This is a genomic window from Paenibacillus sp. FSL R5-0928 (assembly GCF_037970385.1).
Lineage (GTDB): Bacteria > Bacillota > Bacilli > Paenibacillales > Paenibacillaceae > Paenibacillus_AQ > Paenibacillus_AQ odorifer.
Map to the genome: position 1 here is coordinate 3,291,950 of NZ_CP150225.1, position 19,054 is coordinate 3,311,003.

Annotated in this window: 23 protein-coding genes; 19 read left to right on the plus strand and 4 right to left on the minus strand. The window is 39.3% G+C overall.

Annotated features, from left to right (window positions below):
• Positions 1-71 precede the first annotated feature (71 nt).
• On the plus strand, positions 72-866 hold the full coding sequence (locus MKZ16_RS14815; RefSeq protein ID WP_076105577.1) for a hypothetical protein: 795 nt from the start codon (positions 72-74) through the stop codon (positions 864-866).
• Between the two features lie 90 nt (positions 867-956).
• Here the strand turns inward: MKZ16_RS14815 and MKZ16_RS14820 are convergent, their stop codons facing one another.
• On the minus strand, positions 957-1,778 hold the full coding sequence (locus MKZ16_RS14820) for a DUF2785 domain-containing protein (RefSeq protein ID WP_076105578.1): 822 nt from the start codon (positions 1,776-1,778) through the stop codon (positions 957-959).
• A gap of 28 nt (positions 1,779-1,806) precedes the next feature.
• Positions 1,807-2,691: an AraC family transcriptional regulator gene (locus MKZ16_RS14825; RefSeq protein WP_076105579.1), complete on the minus strand. Its 885-nt coding sequence runs from the start codon at positions 2,689-2,691 to the stop codon at positions 1,807-1,809.
• Between the two features lie 124 nt (positions 2,692-2,815).
• Between MKZ16_RS14825 and MKZ16_RS14830 the strand changes: the two genes are divergently transcribed.
• From MKZ16_RS14830 to MKZ16_RS14840, 3 genes are read left to right on the plus strand one after another with little or no spacing between them, the layout of a single operon-like run.
• On the plus strand, positions 2,816-3,703 hold the full coding sequence (locus MKZ16_RS14830; RefSeq protein WP_076105580.1) for a sugar phosphate isomerase/epimerase family protein: 888 nt from the start codon (positions 2,816-2,818) through the stop codon (positions 3,701-3,703).
• An 18-nt stretch (positions 3,704-3,721) separates the two neighbouring features.
• Positions 3,722-4,753: a Gfo/Idh/MocA family oxidoreductase gene (locus MKZ16_RS14835; RefSeq protein ID WP_076105581.1), complete on the plus strand. Its 1,032-nt coding sequence runs from the start codon at positions 3,722-3,724 to the stop codon at positions 4,751-4,753.
• Between the two features lie 41 nt (positions 4,754-4,794).
• The gene (locus MKZ16_RS14840) at positions 4,795-5,268 is read left to right on the plus strand and encodes a GNAT family N-acetyltransferase (RefSeq protein WP_076105794.1); all 474 of its coding nucleotides are present in this window, start codon (positions 4,795-4,797) and stop codon (positions 5,266-5,268) included.
• 62 nt (positions 5,269-5,330) lie between these two features.
• On the opposite strand, the gene MKZ16_RS14845 is transcribed toward MKZ16_RS14840, so the two are convergent.
• Positions 5,331-5,825: a hypothetical protein gene (locus tag MKZ16_RS14845; RefSeq protein WP_076105582.1), complete on the minus strand. Its 495-nt coding sequence runs from the start codon at positions 5,823-5,825 to the stop codon at positions 5,331-5,333.
• Positions 5,826-5,995: 170 nt separating this feature from the next.
• Here MKZ16_RS14845 and MKZ16_RS14850 point away from each other — a divergent pair, with 170 nt between their 5' ends.
• The 8 genes from MKZ16_RS14850 (at position 5,996) to MKZ16_RS14885 (ending at position 11,158) form a co-directional block, all read left to right on the plus strand.
• Entirely contained in the window at positions 5,996-6,862 is an 867-nt protein-coding gene (locus tag MKZ16_RS14850) for a S66 peptidase family protein (RefSeq protein WP_076105583.1), read from the plus strand.
• Positions 6,863-6,879: 17 nt separating this feature from the next.
• A complete protein-coding gene (locus tag MKZ16_RS14855; protein WP_076105584.1) occupies positions 6,880-7,452 on the plus strand; it encodes a DJ-1/PfpI family protein in 573 nt (190 codons plus the stop codon).
• Between the two features lie 31 nt (positions 7,453-7,483).
• On the plus strand, positions 7,484-7,990 hold the full coding sequence (locus MKZ16_RS14860) for a DUF2569 domain-containing protein (protein WP_036678279.1): 507 nt from the start codon (positions 7,484-7,486) through the stop codon (positions 7,988-7,990).
• A 30-nt stretch (positions 7,991-8,020) separates the two neighbouring features.
• Positions 8,021-8,548, plus strand: coding sequence for a ClbS/DfsB family four-helix bundle protein (locus MKZ16_RS14865; protein ID WP_076105585.1), 528 nt, complete (start codon positions 8,021-8,023; stop codon positions 8,546-8,548).
• Between the two features lie 106 nt (positions 8,549-8,654).
• Positions 8,655-9,200, plus strand: coding sequence for a TlpA disulfide reductase family protein (locus tag MKZ16_RS14870; RefSeq protein WP_081386837.1), 546 nt, complete (start codon positions 8,655-8,657; stop codon positions 9,198-9,200).
• Positions 9,201-9,366: 166 nt separating this feature from the next.
• Positions 9,367-9,846, plus strand: coding sequence for a hypothetical protein (locus MKZ16_RS14875; RefSeq protein ID WP_179090023.1), 480 nt, complete (start codon positions 9,367-9,369; stop codon positions 9,844-9,846).
• Positions 9,847-9,851: 5 nt separating this feature from the next.
• Positions 9,852-10,583: a DUF5071 domain-containing protein gene (locus MKZ16_RS14880; RefSeq protein WP_076105586.1), complete on the plus strand. Its 732-nt coding sequence runs from the start codon at positions 9,852-9,854 to the stop codon at positions 10,581-10,583.
• A 359-nt stretch (positions 10,584-10,942) separates the two neighbouring features.
• A complete protein-coding gene (locus MKZ16_RS14885) occupies positions 10,943-11,158 on the plus strand; it encodes a sulfurtransferase TusA family protein (RefSeq protein WP_076105587.1) in 216 nt (71 codons plus the stop codon).
• A 2-nt stretch (positions 11,159-11,160) separates the two neighbouring features.
• Here MKZ16_RS14885 and MKZ16_RS14890 read toward each other — a convergent pair whose 3' ends face one another.
• Positions 11,161-12,045 (minus strand): LysR family transcriptional regulator, encoded by an 885-nt coding sequence (locus MKZ16_RS14890; protein ID WP_036678261.1) that lies wholly within the window; start codon positions 12,043-12,045, stop codon positions 11,161-11,163.
• Positions 12,046-12,218: 173 nt separating this feature from the next.
• On the opposite strand from MKZ16_RS14890, the gene MKZ16_RS14895 reads away from it, so the two are divergent.
• The 7 genes from MKZ16_RS14895 (at position 12,219) to MKZ16_RS14925 (ending at position 18,986) form a co-directional block, all read left to right on the plus strand.
• Positions 12,219-12,908: a YeeE/YedE thiosulfate transporter family protein gene (locus MKZ16_RS14895; RefSeq protein WP_036678259.1), complete on the plus strand. Its 690-nt coding sequence runs from the start codon at positions 12,219-12,221 to the stop codon at positions 12,906-12,908.
• 65 nt (positions 12,909-12,973) lie between these two features.
• The gene (locus tag MKZ16_RS14900; protein ID WP_076105588.1) at positions 12,974-13,201 is read left to right on the plus strand and encodes a sulfurtransferase TusA family protein; all 228 of its coding nucleotides are present in this window, start codon (positions 12,974-12,976) and stop codon (positions 13,199-13,201) included.
• Positions 13,202-13,223: 22 nt separating this feature from the next.
• The gene (locus MKZ16_RS14905) at positions 13,224-13,784 is read left to right on the plus strand and encodes a YeeE/YedE thiosulfate transporter family protein (RefSeq protein ID WP_232061338.1); all 561 of its coding nucleotides are present in this window, start codon (positions 13,224-13,226) and stop codon (positions 13,782-13,784) included.
• A gap of 84 nt (positions 13,785-13,868) precedes the next feature.
• Entirely contained in the window at positions 13,869-15,089 is a 1,221-nt protein-coding gene (locus MKZ16_RS14910) for an FAD-dependent oxidoreductase (RefSeq protein WP_076105589.1), read from the plus strand.
• A 244-nt stretch (positions 15,090-15,333) separates the two neighbouring features.
• Positions 15,334-16,302 (plus strand): ABC transporter permease subunit, encoded by a 969-nt coding sequence (locus MKZ16_RS14915; RefSeq protein WP_036678250.1) that lies wholly within the window; start codon positions 15,334-15,336, stop codon positions 16,300-16,302.
• Positions 16,303-16,331: 29 nt separating this feature from the next.
• Positions 16,332-17,228 (plus strand): carbohydrate ABC transporter permease, encoded by an 897-nt coding sequence (locus MKZ16_RS14920; protein WP_036678249.1) that lies wholly within the window; start codon positions 16,332-16,334, stop codon positions 17,226-17,228.
• Between the two features lie 72 nt (positions 17,229-17,300).
• Positions 17,301-18,986: an extracellular solute-binding protein gene (locus MKZ16_RS14925; RefSeq protein WP_170914248.1), complete on the plus strand. Its 1,686-nt coding sequence runs from the start codon at positions 17,301-17,303 to the stop codon at positions 18,984-18,986.
• Positions 18,987-19,054 lie beyond the last annotated feature (68 nt).

Genomic DNA, 19,054 nt, shown 5'->3' on the forward strand with positions numbered 1-19,054 from the left:
TTCTTCCTGAATCTGCAACCTATCACTTCCGGTCTTCGTTTGAGAAGATGAAGAGTGGAGGTGTTAATAGGATGCGTAAGATAATTATTGGTTGGATATGGATTCCCGTTGTTATTTTGTTAATCAGTGGCTGTTCAGAGGCTCAACAAGCGAATAAGGAGCCGGTTCCTACTCCTGTAATTAGTTCAGAACCACAAATTCTAGCTTCTAAGAACCCTGCAATGGATGATCCAGGCGAGGTTAAGACTTTCTTATCTGCTCAGAAGATTCCTAACGGAGATATTTATCTGCAAGATAACAAGGTTCATATTAATATTGTAGGTTTGAACTCGGAGATTGAGCAGAGCTTTGCTCAGGCTTTCACTGCAGGTACTTATGAGCTTCATGATGTGAAATATACAATGCAAGAGTTATTAGCTGCTCAAGAATTGTTGCATGAACAAGAACTCTACCAGAAGCTGAATCTCTACGGCTCTGGTGTAGATACGATTGGTAATAAAGTAACTATTACCATTCCGTCTGATGATGCGGAAGCAGCCAAGCTTGAAATTGAAAAGTGGATCGATCCAGAGATGTTGACCTATGATATTTCAGAAATAGGTGATCCACATGTAGTGGGTACAATCGTTGAGATCGACACTAAACAGGCAAAGCGGATACTAATCCTTGAACCTGGAAACGAAGATCCATCTTACTGGTTCACAATCAATGCAAAATCTGAAATGTTTAATGAAGCTGGAGAGACCATCAGCTTTAAGGATTTGCAGGTTGGACAGCAGGTTAAGTTATGGAATACAGGGATGGTGCTGGAATCTTTTCCCGCGCTTGCGAGTGTGCGGAGAATGGAGCTAGCAGTTACTGAATAATCTAATAGACCCGTCAACAGGTAGCAAGTTCTCCACGCATTTGAACAGTAGATGGAAAGTGAGGGTGCTCTAACCCTCACTTTTTCTTAATTAGGAATAGTATACTTTTTCTACTTTGTATAATGTATGCTCGATTGTTGGACAGAGATTGGCATCTACTTTGTAATATTTAACTCGAAAATATAAACTTTTCAAGAAATTCTTTATATTATTTTTTTGTTTAAAAGCAGGAAGAAATTCTGGATTTTTCTCCACATCACCAAAACTTCGAATCCATTGCTCTACATAAGTCTGACTAAGCATTTTTCTATCTAAAACACTAATTATGGGTCTTACCATTCGCTCATCTTCCCCATCGGAGTATATTCGATCTGTTATGGTCATCTTTTCGTGAACCAAATCGAGGATAGTTATAAGGTCATTTTTATCCAGTTCGGAACATTGAGCCAATTCATCTAAAGTATCTGCTGCATGGGCTATGGCATGAGCCCAGCCTTTTTCTTCGTCATACCCCCGGTAATCGCGCTCATTTTGCACACTGCAAAATACCTTCTCCTTTATCTGATGAATTTGCTCTCTTGAGAGAAATGGTGATTCTTTATGCCTCATGAAGAGGATTGGGATGACTAGCATAGAGAAAGATCTGGTAAAGACAGAGTCTGCATTGGTTTCGCCAAGCTTAAAATGCAAATGGTTTTTATCCAAGATAACGGGTATAAGTTGCTCCAGTTCGTTTGTAGTTAGAGCATTACCTGGGATCCAATGTGATAAGGTTGTATAAATTAGCTCATCCCGTAGTTGGGCATCTAAAGAACCAATGTTATTTATCATTTCTTGTACCCACTGGAAGGTATCGGGAGGTGCTAGGTAATCATTTTCTTTTATGCATATCAGCGTTTCTTTTAAATTCATTTTACATGCTCCTATTTTCCAGTGTGAATTATTTTCTAATACCAGATGGTGTAGTTCCTTTATATTGCTTAAACAGCTTGGTAAAATAATTAGGATTGTCGCAGCCCACTCGTCCAGCAATCTCCGTTACAGTAAAATCTGTCTCCAGCAGCAGTCGTTCTGCTTCATTTACGCGGCAAAGATTAACATAATCGATGAAGGTTCGGCCGGTGAGCTTCTTAAAGGTTTTGCAGAAATGGTATGGATTTAGATTAACGGATCTCGCGGCGCTTTCAATAGTCATTTTCTCATCAAAGTGGTTCTCCATATACTCCAGCAGTGGCTTAAAACGCTCACGATTGAAGGAATGACGTTCATTTGTTCTGCCAGAAACCCGCTCAGGCAAAAAGGTACGGGAGAGCAATACAAAAAGCAGATGAAGTTGATTTTTGATGATTAGCTGAAATGCAGGACCTTTCTGATGCACTTCATCCACGATAGTGTCTAGAAGAGAGTAATAAGTAGAACAGGTTGGAACAAGTGCTGCTGGTTTAACTGGTAGCTGATATCGATTTTCCAAATAGGGAGCTACGAACTGCTCATGTTGAGGATCTTGCTTCCAATCTTTAAATAAAGAACTATGAAATACGACGGATATAAATCGGACATGATCATCCCGCAGACTATATCCAACGTGCAAACCTCCAGAAGGAACAAACAAAACCTCTCCGGGATGCAGTTCGTAGGGCTTGCTGTCAATGTGGAAAATGGCGCTGCCTGCTTGCATGATAATGATTTCGAAATGCTCATGCCAGTGTAGAAAAAGGATGTTCTGGCCGATTTTCGCATGTCTGCATTCATTAAAAAACAATCGAAACGGATAGGTGCTTCCTTCTAATTGAGGGTATTCTTTAAGATCATTAGGATAGCTCAATATTTATTCAACTCCCACAATATACGACTATATAAACACAATATAATAAGAGTTTTAAGCTTAAATGCAGTATATACTCGGGTTATAGAACTTACTATAAACCAATATTGGAGTGGTACACAAGATGAAGGATACAATGCGTATAGGCACATTAGTTGGTGGCGGAGATGCTGTTAGAGTGATTCCGCAAATCGTAGGTCATGGCTTCGAATCTTTTAGCTTAACCTTCTGGCAGACTACAGGTGAAACAGATCTTGTGGAAACTGGTAAGCGTGTGCAAGAACTTGCGGCAAAACATGATTTTGTGATTTCATCGGTTGGCATCTTTGGCAATCCTTTGACGAATACTGGTGACAATTCCGATGCGTTAGCAAGCTGGGAACGGCTTATTGATCATGCTCATGTATTTGGTACTGATATGGTATCAGGGTTCACGGGACGACTACCAGGAGTGTCCATTGATGAATCGATTCCGAAGTTTACCCAGGTATTTGGTGAGCTGACCAAAAGAGCAGCAGATCGCGGGGTACGAATTGCCTTCGAGAACTGTTCCATGGATGGCAATTGGACTTCAGGGGACTGGAATATCGCTCATCATCCAATAGCCTGGGAAAAGATGTTTAACGCTGTACCTGCTGACAATATGGGACTTGAATGGGAGCCCTGCCATCAGATGGTGCAGCTGATTGATCCGATTCCACAGCTGCGCAAATGGACAGATAAGATCTTCCATGTACACGGCAAGGATGCCACCATCGCTTGGGATATTGTAAAAGAATATGGAATCCACGGCCCAAAACCTTATGTATGGCACCGTACTCCGGGTTTTGGTGATACGAACTGGACGGATGTTATTTCCATTTTGCGTCAGGCTGGTTATAAAGGTACCATTGATATTGAAGGTTGGCATGATCCTGTCTATCGGGATGAGCTGGAAATGATGGGTCAAGTACATGCCTTGAATTATTTGAAACAATGCCGCGGGGGCAGCTTTGTGCCTAATCCGCTTTAATAAGTCAGGGGGAGAAATATGACAGCACAGTACCGTGTAGCGGTTGCAGGTTGCGGAGGAATGGCTAACGCATGGATTGAATACGCTTTATTGCGTCCAGATACTAAGATCGTTTCTCTAGTAGATATAAGGTTGGAGTCGGCTGAGGCGATGGCTGCGAAGCATGGGATTTCATGTCTGACGTTTACGGATATTAAGCAGGCAATTCAGGAGACCGCAGCAAATCTCGTCTTTGACGTTACCGTTCCCGGAAGTCATTTCAATATTTCTAGTACTGCATTGGAACTTGGGTGTAATGTGTTTAGTGAGAAACCGTTAGCTGAGACTATGGAGGAATGTAATAAGATTGTTGAGATCTCGGAACGGACTGGAAATGCTCATGCTGTGATGCAGAACCGCCGTTATGATCCTCGAATTCGTTCTTTAAGAAAAATCATAGAATCAGGAACCATCGGAAGAACAGGATTTATCGGTGCAAGCTTTTTCCTTGGGGCTCATTTCGGAGGATTCCGTGATGTTATGAAAAGTCCGCTGCTGTTGGATATGGCAATTCATACCTTCGACCAGGCCCGGTTTATTAGTGGCGCGAACCCTGTGTCCGTATACTGTCAGGAGTTTAATCCTCCCGGTTCATGGTATGAGGGGAATGCGTCGGCAGTGTGCATTTTCGAGATGTCCGACGGTTCAATATTTACCTATCAGGGATCTTGGTGTGCAGAAGGTGCATCCACGTCATGGGAAGCTTCTTGGCGGGTTAACGGGGAGAAAGGAACAGCAATCTGGGATGGTCATGAGCTGCCATATGCTGAGGTAGTTACTGCAGGAGATCAGAGCGATAAGTTCATTCGTGACGTAAAGCGTATAAATGGAGATAATGTTGAGATGAATAAAACATTCCATCACGGGTGTTTGGATGAGATGTTCTTGTCATTGGCAGAGCAACGTCCTGCAGAGACGAATTGTAGAGATAATCGGTATAGTATGGCAATGGTGTTCGGAGCGCTGGAAAGTGCTGAATCTCGCCGGAAAATCGATCTAGTGGAGTTCTGAGATTGACTTCTGTTACTACAATCGCCAGCAAGGAGATCAAAATGGATATTAGAGCTTACCGAGAATCGGATATTAGTCAAATTGTCTCATTGTTCTACGAAACAGTTCATTCCGTAAACAAACAAGACTATTCACAGGAACAGCTAGATGCTTGGGCACCTAAAGAGGAAGAGGTACTTAAGCATAATACTTGGAGAGCTTCTTTGCGTCAAAATATCACTTATGTAGCCGAAATTGATAATATTATTGTGGGCTTTTCTGATATGACAGCAGAGGGACATTTGGATCGATTATATGTTCACAAAGATTACCAAGGACTAGGTATAGCCTCTGCATTGGTGAGTAAGCTTGAATTGAAAGCGAAAGAACTGGGTCTTTATGAAATGGATGCCGAAGCAAGCATCACTGCTAATCCTTTTTTTGAACGACGGGGATACCAGCTTATTGCGAAACAAAGTGTAGAACGAAAAGGTGTTCTGTTGGTCAATTATAGGATGAGTAAAAAAATAATGTAATTCAAAAAAGCAGGTTGCTCATTAGAGCAGTCTGCTTTTTGTGATAAGAAGGATATTCAAATTCACCCATCAATCAAGTTCATTAATGCTACAGTATCAAATCGATCCCCTTGCACTAACCATTTACCGTCCACATCAAAGAGAGTCAATATACCTTCCAAAGGCACACGTTTACTTTCTTTGTCATCCTTATCCAATAGGACAAGATCCACCGTATATTTTAACTCGATAATATCTTTTTTTTGTTCGGAAAGGTTAAATTTTAGGTTTTCCGGTTTTAAAGAAAGCTTTTGTTTATCAGCGATTTTAATTGGGATAGTTGTAATTCGGCTCGCTATAGCCTTTTCAGTAAAGTATTCTGTAAAATACGGTTTCATCTCTTCATTTCGCGCAAGAATGGATTCATCAGACATTAAATCCTCAGAAGCCTTGACGGTATATTCTACATTTTTATATTTCTCTGCGGCTTTAGTGGCATCATCTACCTCTGAACTACATCCGATAATTAACGCAAGAGATAATAATATCATACTCAATATCAACGGTGATTTACGCATTAGTACACCCCCAATGTATTTAATCTTGCATTATTATACTTATATTACCATGTTGTGGTTTCATAATTTCAAGAAGAAAATGATTCAACTCCCTAAATATGGTATGGTGTAAATATGATCGTAAATTTGCGGTGATTAAACTAAAAAGTAGAATCGAAAGGATTATTAAAATGAACACATCCTTAAAATTCACACACGGGAATAAAGTAGGACTGATTGCTTGTTCAGATGGTGTGAGAGTAGAGAACTTACCTAAAGTAGAGGAATTAAAAAAAGTTTTGCATTCATTTGGACTCCATGTAGTGGTGGCTAATACTTTGTTTAGAAAAGATGGTTATTTCAGTGGAAATCCAAAGGAAAGGGCAGCGGAGCTGAATCAACTATTTAAAAATACTGAAATTAGCGCGATATTCGATATTTCAGGTGGGGATTCTGCCAACCAAATCTTAGAGTACATAGACTACGAAAGTATCCGTATGAACCCCAAACCCTTTTTTGGAATGAGTGATTTGTCAGTTATTTTGAACGCTTTATTTACGCAAAATAATTCGAAATCCTATCATTATCAGTTGATGAATTTAGTGTCTTCTGATGGGGCAGAGCAGCAGAGGGCTTTTTATCGAACATTCTTCGAGGGGCAAAACGATCTTTACGATTTCCGGTATCATTGGGTCCGTGGTAACCAGATGAGCGGGATAGTAATCGGAGGGAATATTCGCTGCTTTTTGAAGCTGGCAGGGACAAGCTATTTTCCGGATCCTTCGGACAAAATATTATTGTTGGAGAGTTTAAGTGGCAGAGCTAACAAAATAGTCTCCTTTTTTGCTCAGCTCCAGCAATTGAAATATTTTGATGCTTGTGCTGGATTGATTCTAGGGTCATTTTCAGAACTAGAGAACTTTAATGAATTTCCGATAGTAGAAGCGTATGTGAAGGAAATTAGCCATTCCACCTCCATTCCTATCATAAAGACAGCTGAGATTGGGCATGGCAGTAACAGTAAGTGTATTGTTGTGGGCGATAAAATCACTTTGTAAAAAAGGTGGAGTGTGCGATGGGCAAAATTCTTTGCTTCATATCTGATGATTTTGCGGATTTTGAGATTACCTTGGCACTACATAAGATTAGAAATGTTGGAAAAAAAGAAGTGTTATCCGTAGGATACAGTTATGAATCTGTAGTTAGCGAATCTGGTCTGACTTATCAACCTGATTTGGTCCTCAAAGAAGCAGTTAAGCTTAATGATATTGAAGGGCTAATTATTCCCGGAGGTCCGATTGTAAATCAAAAACAGGATTTAACTGATCTGATAAACCATCTTGATCGAGAAGAGAAGATGCTGGCAGCCATATGTCATGGACCACAGTATTTAGGACGAGCGGGCATTTTAGACCATTGTAAATTCACTACTTCGTGTTCAGTAGAAAGAATCAGTAAACTTAATGTAGATGATCCATTTCCAAGAGACAATTATGTTGATAAGAGAGTAGTTAGAGATGAACATATCATTACTGCTAAAGGCCGTGCATTTGTTGATTTTTCATTTGAAATCTTTGATTATTTAGGGATTTATCAGGATCTAGATGAAGAAAAAGAACAATTGTTTAGGGATATTATGGATAAATAGCAGTGATAGATGATAAACAGGGAGAGTTGACGTGGAAACTAATTTAAACGAAAAGAAAAATGATTATAAACCATTAGGGATATCAGGACTTGGGGGATGGTTGATTCTTGTACAAATCGGTCTTTATGGGACGATTATCATTCAGTTGATGCAGCTTTTTCAGGATTCTTTTACAGCATTTGATGCCGATATCTGGACTGCTTTTACTTCTAAAGGTTCGGATTTCTATCATCCCTTGTGGGGATTTATAATTGTTTTTGAAACCACTTTCAATATAGCTATATTAGCGTTTAGTGTATATATTCTAATTAATTTCTACAGAAAAAAAGCATTTTTACCACGGTTATTGATTATTTTCTATATTGCAATCCCTGTAGTAGGAATCATTGATGTTGTACTTCTTTATCAAATTCCTCTTGCCAGAGAACTTGGAAATGGAGATTCACTCAAAAGGATCATTAGGTCAGCGTTTACTTGTGCAATTTGGACTGCATATTTATTGAAATCAGAGCGAGTACATAATACATTTGTAAAGTAATTTAATAAAGTGATTTAAAGGAGGGGTATGATGTCAACACACGATTATCTATCAAAAGAAGAATTGAAAGATGCGATTCATATTGCCTATCAGTCTCTTGATCAAGAATTTGATGGCATTGAGAACTCCCAAAGAGACAATCGTATGGAAGGGGTTGATCGAACCCCAGCAGAAATCATTGCTTATCAATTGGGCTGGTTGAATCTTGTTATGAAATGGGATAAGGATGAAAAAGCAGGGTTAACCGTTATTACACCTTCACCGGATTATAAATGGAATCAACTTGGCGGATTATATCAATCGTTTTATCATACATATGCTGCCTACTCATTAGACGAGTTAAGATCTTTATTTCAAGAGACAGAACATCAGTGGAAGAACTGGATTGATTCTTTAAGTGATGAAGAACTTTTTACGCAAGGCGTGCGGAAATGGACAGGAAACAATCCAAGATGGCCTATGGTCAAATGGATTCATATTAATTCAGTAGCACCGTTTAAGACTTTTCGTTCTAAGATTCGCAAATGGAAAAAGCTTAATGTAACTAAGGAATTATAAATCAAGCCCCCGCCTAAGAGAAATCTCTGAAGCAGGGGCTGTTTTAGGCTGATCAATGATCAGTATGAAGGATATAAGATTAGTGGAAGAGAATGTATAGCGGTAGGTGAATAGATTAGTAAAGGACGGATTATTTTTGAAGAAAATATCTATTATTGTAAGTACATTTATATTTTTGATTGCATTAAGCTCGATTATATTTGTCGTGGTAAACAACTCTGCAAAACCCATTAAAAGTCCTGAGAACATTGAACTAAAAGAGTTGGCGAATGGAAACAAAATACAAGTGGACTTCTCGAAGAAACCCACTGTATTCGTATTTTTCACCTCATGGTGTCCATATTGTAATGACGATGCTCCTAAGATTGTCTCATTGTATGAGAAATATAAAAATAGAGTGAACATATACGGAATCAATTTGCTTTATCAAGATGATCTTTCTGATGTAGAACAATACGTGGCGAATTACAACATTAAGTATCCCGTTCTCCTAGATGAAACAGGTGATCTCCATAAACAATTTGGTGAACAAGCTTTTCCTGCGTTGTTTTTTATAAACTCTGATGGCAAGGTTATGGATCAAATTATTGGCTCGACTGATTTTGACGCAATTGAGAGCTCGTTTAAGATTTTCATTAAAAACTATGATTAGTGTGAGATATATGAAATCAAAGAAACCCATAATCATCTTCGCATTTCTTTCATTTTTGCTTCTCACAACAACGATACTTTTGAACGATTTCGAACAATCGAGGGAGAGAGTTACTGAGTTCTTCGAAGATTTAAAAGACCAATCGAATCCAAGCTAGGAGGTTGAGATGAAGAAATTCATTATTGTAATTCTAGCTATAATTGCTTTATCGTCATTACATGCGGTCTCCGCGGATTGGGCCGGTTCGTTTGTTGTTTATTCAGGTGACATCTACGAAATATCAGATGATGAACTCATCCCCTCGGAAGAAATCGATAAGAAGATAGGGCATGTAACTAAATATTCCGATGAGGAAGGAACGTACAGGGGGAATTTCTCGAATATTTATCCTAAAGGTACGCCCTACTATTCAATTATCAATACCGATCCAAAAGATTTTATTGCTATTAAGACCCAAGAGGGTATCTTTGTAAAAGCTTATAATAAAGGCCATTATCCCAATGATGAATTGGTTGAAAAAACGATTTGGATGTATTTCTTATTGGGAACATCGGTTATTGTCTTATTAATTATTTGGATAATGAAGCGGAGGAAAGCAGTGTTGTCGCTAGAACGGCGTGGTGAAAAATTCAAGTTCAAAGGGTGAATCTAGTGGAAGAAACATCTAGTCTAATCAAAAAATTATCATGGCACACACGCGAAGAGGAAAAGGAAGAAGCAATTCATAAGCTACAATATATAAAGGATGAAGCTTTGCATTTATTAGTACAACCTATATCAAAAGACTATTGGGATGGAGCGGCTGAAACAGTCATACGTTTAGGATATCCACGTGTGAAAAGCATATTGCCGGGTTTGCTTGAATGGATACAAGATTTAAATTGGCCAGGTGCGCGGGAAATAGCTGATTTTTTACTTGAAATAGGTGATCCGATGATTCCATATGTTAAAGATGTACTAAATCAATACAGCGATGATCAAGAATGGGTGTACTGGATTTTTGAAGTATTAATTAATCATTGGAATACGGTACAAGTCCTACAGATACAAGCAGAATTAATTAAGATTTCACAGGAAAAAGCCAATGACCTATCGGCATTAAGAATCTTATTAACTCACGGTATATACGCAAAAGATGTGGTCTATGAAATAATCCAGCGAAAAAAAGATGTCCTTGTATTTGAACTCAAGGAACTTCATGATACTCATCCTGAAATTGATTGCGAAGCTCTTCATAAAGAATTCTTAAATCAGCAGCCTAATTTAATTAAACAGTTTCATGAGCACAATAAAGACCGGTTTTATATATGTAATGCGATATCTAACCGCCAAGAAGTTTTAAGAGAAATAGAAATTTTTACAGCTGAGTTTCTCACTTCATGAAGTTATCAAGCTTTACTGAAATAAATTGAAAGGAGACGTACCAGTGAACAACATCAAAGTGCTTCATTATGATGCTTTTTCGCCCTATCCGAACAAAGGAAATCCAGCTGGTGTAGTATTAGATTCGGTAGAGATGGGAAAGTAAATGTAGAAGTGTACCGACTAGATTCTGATAGAATGGATGGAACTGCGGTGTTTGTGGGGGAGGTAGATTTATGAAAATGATAAAATATACTCACTTGGAGTGTACGGAGTCTTAGTGATACCCAGTTAGAAGAGTTACATCAACTCCTTTTGTGAAGAAAATAATGCTGGGTCATTATTAGAACTTTAATGATCTATGGAATGGAGGTAACTTCATGATTGAAATTGATTGTCTGGGAGAAATCTGTCCAGTACCAGTAATGATGTTAAAAAAACATCAAAAAGCCATTCAAAATGGCGAAAAGGTAATGCTCGTTACTGATCATAGCTGCGCAAAAGTTTCCATCACGGATTACTGTCGTGGTTCAAATTTGAAATGTACCATTCAAGAAGTCATTAATGGGGTATGGGAGATTACGATTGAGCTATAAGTTCAACATAATGTATCAATCAATGTCTTTTCTATATAACGAATTAATTGTTTCGTATCATTGTCACAACGCTGATTGTGTTTTTTTACCATGTAGACATCGTTATTTACCTGGAACTGATCAATATGAATGATCTTGAGTTGTTTACTATACAACTCTTTTTTTATGGACATATAAGGGAGAAAGGCGACACCATGTCCTCTAATGGCAGCAAGCTTTACCGCCTCAATGGAGTCCAGATTAAACAGTATATTTAATTTAAGCTCCCCTGCAGATATGTTGTTCAAAGCCCTTTGTACACAATGAAGCTGTGAGGACCAGATTAAAGGATATTTAGGGAGCTCATTCAGTGTGATTTTATCAGGACATACAGTCGTACTGCTTGCCACTAACATAACTTGATCAGAAAACACCATATTGGAGCATAATTCAGATTTCGGGGAAGGCCCGGAAATAAAGCCAACATCACCTTCTTCAAGAAGTAAACGTTCCTCTACTAGTGACGATGCCCCTTCGTTTAGAGTGATATGGCAATTGGGAAAATGTTTTTTTACCTCATATAAGGTACAGGGCAGGGCATAATTACAGACTTCTGGAATCGCATAAATAGACAGCTCATGTTGTGTTGGCTGTAAATGATTGATTTCTGTGACCATATCATCATATAATTTACAGATTTGCTCCGCATACTTCTCCGCTATAATCCCTGCTTCTGTAAGGCTGGCCCCTTTATTACTTCTCACAAAAAGCTCAGAACCCAGGGTATTCTCCCAGGATTTCAACTGCTGACTAAGTGCGGATTGGGTGATATGAGATTTCTGAGCGGCTTTAGATATACTTTTTAACGAAGCAATATCTAAAAATAATTTAAGCGTTTCCATATTCATACTTATTCCTCCTGTTGCCCGCTGTTAGTGCACACTATAGCATACTTGATTACGCTCCATCTGTGCCATTAGTAACACTTATACAGCATAAAGAAAGCAGATAACCACAGCTCGAATAAGTATGTTACTATTTTCACATAGTCAATTACATAAAACGATGGAGGTGTTAGACTATGGGGCAAACCGTAAGTCCCGAAACGAAATCAACCCGAACCAGAGCTCCTAGAAAACCTAAAAAGAGTCAGTTGCCCATCGCGTTGCTGGTTACAGTTCTCATTATTGGGTTTGGTTTTTTCCTAGACCATTCCCACGATAAAATGGTTGTCTACCTGCTTTTCGGTATTTCGTTTGGCGTTATTTTGCAAAGATCACGATTCTGCTTTACTGCATCACTTAGAGATCCATGTATTACAGGCAGCACATCGGTAACAAGAGCTGTACTGATAGCATTTTCTCTCGCTACGATCGGATTTACAGCCATTAAGTATCCAGCGTTCCTGGAAGGTAAACCGATTCCTGGGATGGACAATGTGGGTCAAATCAGTTTTGCTTTGATAATTGGCGCTGTATTATTTGGAATTGGCATGGTTATTGCAGGTGGTTGCGCTTCGGGTACATTGATGCGTGTAGGTGAAGGGTTCACAATGCAGATGCTGTCGCTTGTATTTTTTATCATTGGTTCACTTTGGGGATCACATGATATGGGTTGGTGGAGAGCTAACGTTATAAAGGATGCACCAACAGTATTTTTACCAGACGTCTTTGGTTGGCTTGGAGCACTAGTTGTTCAGTTCCTGATCATTCTTCTGTTGTACATCGCTGCAGTTAAATGGCAAGAGAAAAAGATGGGAAGCGCAGATTAGTATAAGTTATTACGTGAATATTTTCACTATTGGTATTTCAAAAAAATATAAAGGTGGTTTTTAAGATGGCTGAATTTACACTTGATTGCATGGGAGAAGCTTGTCCGGTACCGTTAATGAGAACAGAAAAGAAGATGACTGAACTAAATATTGGAGACGTTTTAGTTGTTGCTATTGATCATAGTTGCGCAATGAAAAACGTACCAGAATGGGCGAGAAAACAGGGACATAATGTGGAAATCGAAGAGGTCGATGATGGCGAGTGGGAAGTTGTTATTGAGAAGGTAAAATAGGATCGCTGAGTAGGAAAGGACGGTGAATGAAACGGTGAACGAATTCTGGTTGAAGATATCGTCTAACCGCTTTTACAAGCAATTGCTCAAAGAACCGTTTACTTATGTAACTGGAGCTGTACTTCTGGCTGTGTTCGCTACAGCACATCTGGCTGTTTTCTCAAAAGGATGGGGAGTAACCAGCGCCTTCGCGGACTGGGGAGCTTGGGCGTATCGACTGGTAGGAGGAAATGTAGATAACTGGGCTTACTTTAGTACGGAGAAAGCTCAAAAAACATTATCTTCCGGATTTTTGAATGATGGTGGATCCATTCGAAATGTAGGGATTATCTTAGGTGCATTAGCAGCGACATTGTTTGCTTCCGAGTTCAAGCTTAAGAAAATTAAGTCCAAAAAGCAGGTAGTGGCGGCTGTACTTGGTGGGTTGCTCATGGGGTACGGAGCTAGACTGGCTAATGGATGTAATATAGGTGCATTATTTACGGCTATAGCTTCTTTATCGCTTTCTGGCTGGATTTTTGGATTGTTCCTGCTGGTTGGTGCATTTATAGGCAGTAAATTATTAGCCAAATTCTTTATGTAAAAGTGAAATAGGCTGAGCTTATAGTGCTGACGAGAGTCAGCCTATTTTATTGAAATCAAAATCTACACAGGAGGGACAATTGAAATGGAAAAGAAGACAGAACAGTATGATGTCGTCATTATCGGTGGCGGGGCTGCTGGATTAACAGCAGGGATCTATTGTGGACGAGCAAAATTGAAGACACTCCTCTTGGAAAAATCGTTGGTAGGCGGTCTTGCGACTTATACTAATGAAATAGAAAATTATCCTGGTTTTCCTGAAGGAACGACCGGAACAGATCTTATGGGATTATTTCATAAACAAGCCAAAAAATTTGGTGTTGATTTCAAAATGACAGATGTCAAATCTGTCTCGGTAGCAGAGGACATTAAAGTAGTGGAGACCTTTCGGGTTCGATATGAGTGTAAAGTCATTATCATAGCCAGTGGAGGAAAACCAAGAATTACAGGTGCAGCTAATGAAGATATGTTCTTATATGATAAAGGGATTTCCTTCTGTGCAACCTGTGACGCTGCGGCAAATACGGGGAAGACAGTTATGGTCGTTGGCAGTGGTGATGCAGCTATTGAGGAAGGGATGTTTCTGACTAAGTTTGCTGATAAAGTGATCGTATCTGTCATGCATGATCATGGGAAAATGGATTGCAATGAAATTGCCAAAACGCAGGCACTAGAAAACCCTAAAATGGAATTCATGTGGAATACGGTGGTAAATTCTTTCGAAGGTGAGGAACGTTTAAATTCCGTCGTCCTGAAAAATTTAAAATCTAATGAACTGCAAAACGTAAAGGTCGATTCATGTTTCTTATTTATTGGATACACCCCGAACACAGAAGTTTTATCAGGGGTAGTAGATTTGAATCGTAATGGATATATACTTATTAATGAGAAAATGGAAACGAATATCCCTGGGGTCTTTGCAGCAGGAGATGTGTGCGATAAGTTTCTAAAACAAGTTGCTACCGCTGTTGGCGATGGTGCCATTGCAGGGTATGGTGCAGAGAAGTATATATCTGAATGTGAGGTGTATGAGCATCAAATTCTGAATCAAGGCAAAGCATCTGTTGTTTATTTATGGAATGCCACAGATCCTTCCTGTCGGGAGTTATTGCCTCTAATTGAAGGATTTGAGCAATCCCATTCGGATGTCAGGGTCACAAAGGTAGATGTATATAAGTCACCCGGACTTGCCGCCAAGCTAGGAATAGATTCAGTTCCTTCTATTGTTTATCTGGATAATGGGAAGGTCCAAAAAGTAATTACTGAAAAGATAAATGAAGAAATACTGAGTACTCTTGCTAATTAAGGAGAAAGTCAAAGACACATGCAGATGTTATCTCTGTATGTGTCTTTTTTTATTCAAGCTTAAGGAATATGAGACGAGCTAATGCAAGAGAGTGTCAAAGTATCAATAATAGTTGTTTTGTCATATATTTTTGAAAGCGCTTAAACCTTATGATTATTTTATAAATGTTGCAACTATAGCGGAGGGAGAAAGGACATCAATTATCTGTACATATCTTCAAAATCATCACAAGGAGGATTCACCTATGGCGAACGCAAGCGTCGCACCAGACAAGAGATCCGGACCGAATCTCAACAAGCAACGAACTAGCGGGATCAGACGCTTTTTTAAGCAAATAGATCTACAGCTTATGGTATTACCAGCACTTGTTCTAGTTTTTATTTTTGCCTATATCCCCATGTACGGGATTCTAATTGCATTCCAGGATTACAAGTTAGGGAATAGTTTTATTAGCAGTGACTGGGTTGGCTTTAAGCACTTTATTTACTTTTTTAATGCACCTGAATTTGAAGTGGTTATGAAAAATACAATCATCATCAGCTTACTGAAATTTTGTTTTGGATTTCCTGCACCGATTATTTTGGCGTTAATGCTGAACGAAGTTCGTAAGATGTTCTTTAAACGGGTTATTCAGACCGTTACATATTTGCCTCACTTCTTATCTTGGGTAGTTATCGGCTCAATGGTTACCTCGATGTTATCTGTAGATAACGGCAGTATAAATATGCTGCTTGAGAAATTGAAATTTATTGATGAACCGATCAACTTCCTTTCCATGACAGAATATTTCTGGGGCATTCTAGTTACAACCAATGTATGGAAAGAAATTGGATTTGCTTCAATCGTCTATTTAGCTGCCATTGCTGGTATTGACCCGCATTTATATGAAGCGGCTTCGATGGATGGTGCAAGTCGGTTTAAACAGATATATTTGATTACGTTGCCTTCAATTATGCCAGTTGTAATCATCTTTATGATTTTGGCAATCGGTAATCTGGTGAATGCAGGATTCGAAGATATTTTGATCCTAGCTTCTAATCCAGCACTACGAGAAGTGTCAGATTCAGTTGATGTATATGTTGTACGTGTCGGTATAGACAATTTCAGGTACTCCTATGCGACTGCTATCGGATTGTTCAAGGCCGTGATCAGCGTGACATTACTTACCTTTGCCAACTTCATTGCCAGAAGAGCAGGGAACAGCTTGTGGTAATGAATTACTCAATATAGGGGGACCAAACTATGAAACGTATTAATATAGGAGATCGAATATTTATAGGATTCATATATGTATTCTTGACTTTACTGGCATTTTCCGCCTTTTATCCATTTTGGAACTCACTTGTTATTTCCTTTAATGAGGGGATGGATACTTCGAAAGGTGGAGTTACTTTCTGGGTCCGTGAGTTCACGCTTGAGAATTATAAGATCGTTTTTGAAGATTCCCGTCTAATGGGTGGATTCGTCATTGCTACATTGCGGACGGTAATCGGTACAGTAACAGCGATACTGGCCACTTCGATATTCGCTTATGGAATGTCGAAGCGTGAACTGATGGGTCGCAAATACTACATGATTATGTGTATCATTACTATGTATTTCGGTGGGGGACTCATTCCGTCATACATGCTTATCAGAAGTTTAGGGCTCTTCAACTCATTTTGGGTGTTTATTATTCCTGCACTGGTCAGCGTATGGAATATGATCATATTCCGGACCTTCTTTCAAGGTCTTCCACAAGGTTTAGAGGAGTCAGCAAAGATTGACGGTTGCGGGTATTGGGGGACTTTTGTCCGCATCGTACTTCCTTTGTCGGGGCCAGTTATAGCAACATTATCTTTGTTCACAGCAGTAAATCACTGGAATGAGTGGTTCGTAGCGAGTATTTACATTACGAAAGAGGAGTTAATGCCGATTCAGACCATCTTAAGACAGATACTGTTCTCTAATATTGCTTCAGAACAGCTGTCTAATGTAGATGCAAGCTCCATTGCTCATATTAACTCGGCTAAGAAAATAACCTCGAAGTCATTAACGATGGCTACGATTATGGTTGCAACCATTCCGATTGTATGTGTGTATCCATTCCTACAAAGATTCTTCGTTAAAGGGGTCTTGGTCGGATCATTAAAAGAGTAGGATGATAGAATGAGATTGGGTTTAGAGCGTATTGCTTTGAACATAGATTACAAATTGAAAGGGGAAAATACATTGAAGACTAAGAGAAAGATGCTTCTCGGTATGATGTCTACCTTGCTATTAACGACTTTGGTGGCGGGTTGTAGTGGCAACAATTCAAGCGCTCCAGCGGCAACTGCTGAACCAGAGAAAGAAGGAGGAACAGCGGTCAACACAGCAACTGAAGCTCCCGCGGCTGATTTGTATGAATTAGGGAAAGAACCGCTTGAAGTCTCATTCTACGGAAATTACGGCTGGTATCAAATGCCGAAATGGGGCAAAGATGCTGCTTCTAAATGGATTTTAGATAATCTGAAGATTAATGTCACAGGAATTAGCTCTGGTGGTAATAACGCTCAAAAGCTGCAAACGATGATCGTTGGTAACGAGCTGCCGGATATTGTGTGGACCGAGAAAGGTGCTGACGTAGAACGTCTTCGCCAAGCGGATATGCTAGTTCCTTTAGATGAATATATTGATAAATATCCAAACTTTAAGAAATACCTAACATCTGGACATTTGGAATTACTTCGTTCCCCTGATGGGAAGATTTATCAGCTGCCGAATTATTATACAACTCAACCAAACGGAAATGCCGGTTATGCTATTAATAAGAAGATTTACAAAGAGCTTGGTTCTCCTAAGCTAGAAACGACAGATGATTTGTATGCATATTTAAATGCTGTTAAGGCGAAGTTCCCTGACGTTATTCCGTTCGAGACAGGCTTAGCGAGAGATGGTAACGGAATTGACCAGTTATTTTCCTCTTTTAAAGAGAATAATCTGTCGTATACTAGAATATACGCCGTACCTGATGGCGACAAAATGGGTTCGATATACAAGGATGAAGGATTCCGTGAGTCTGTTGTATTTGCTGCTAAATTAATGCGTGAGAAGCTAATGACGCAGGATGCGAATACACAAACAGAAGATCAAATTAGAGAGAAAGCAATGAATGGCAAGTTTGCTGTTATTGCGACTTTTGATCCAATGAAATTGCTCGCCACTGCTGATGAAGAGATGAAGAAGACGGATCCGGAAGCTGGTTATATGTTTATTAAACCGATTTACAAAGCTGGTTTGGATCAAAGTAAGATTACTCCAGGAACGTACAATCAGTTAGGTTGGAACGTTGCTACAATCACTAAAAACGCTAAAAATCCAGAGGCTGTATTCGCTATGCTTGACTGGATGACAGGACCAGAAGGTTCTATGGTTCTTAACTGGGGTCCTCCAGGACCAGATGGTTATTGGGATGGATTTGAAGCAGATGGACTTACTCCTAAATTTAATAAAGATAAGTATCTGAATGAGCCAGAAGCTCTGTCCGAAATTAGCGGAAAAGCCGGTGACTTGGTATGGGTAGGTAATACAGTTTTCTTGGATAATACAAAGAAAATGATGTTGCAAACCCTTCCAGCTGACAAGATTGACTTTAGTAACCGTTGGCAGATGGAAGTTACTTGGGCTTCACAAGGTGACTTTACGGAGTTCCTGAATTGGGATCCGGCTCCAGACAGTGAAGAAGGTATTATTAGACAAAGTGTCAGAGATATCTGGTTAACAGCAAGAGCAAAATCAATGTATGCGAAGACTGATGCAGAAGCATTAGCAATTCTTGATAAAGCACATGAAGATTCTATCAAGGTTGGCTATGAGAAATTCCTCGATTATGTAACAAAAGTATGGACAGAAAATAAGAAAGCTTTAGGTAAATAATAATTTGTAATACGAAGGTTTGCTATTTAGCGAGCCTTCGTTTTTACGTCCCATTTCTAGTGCTCATT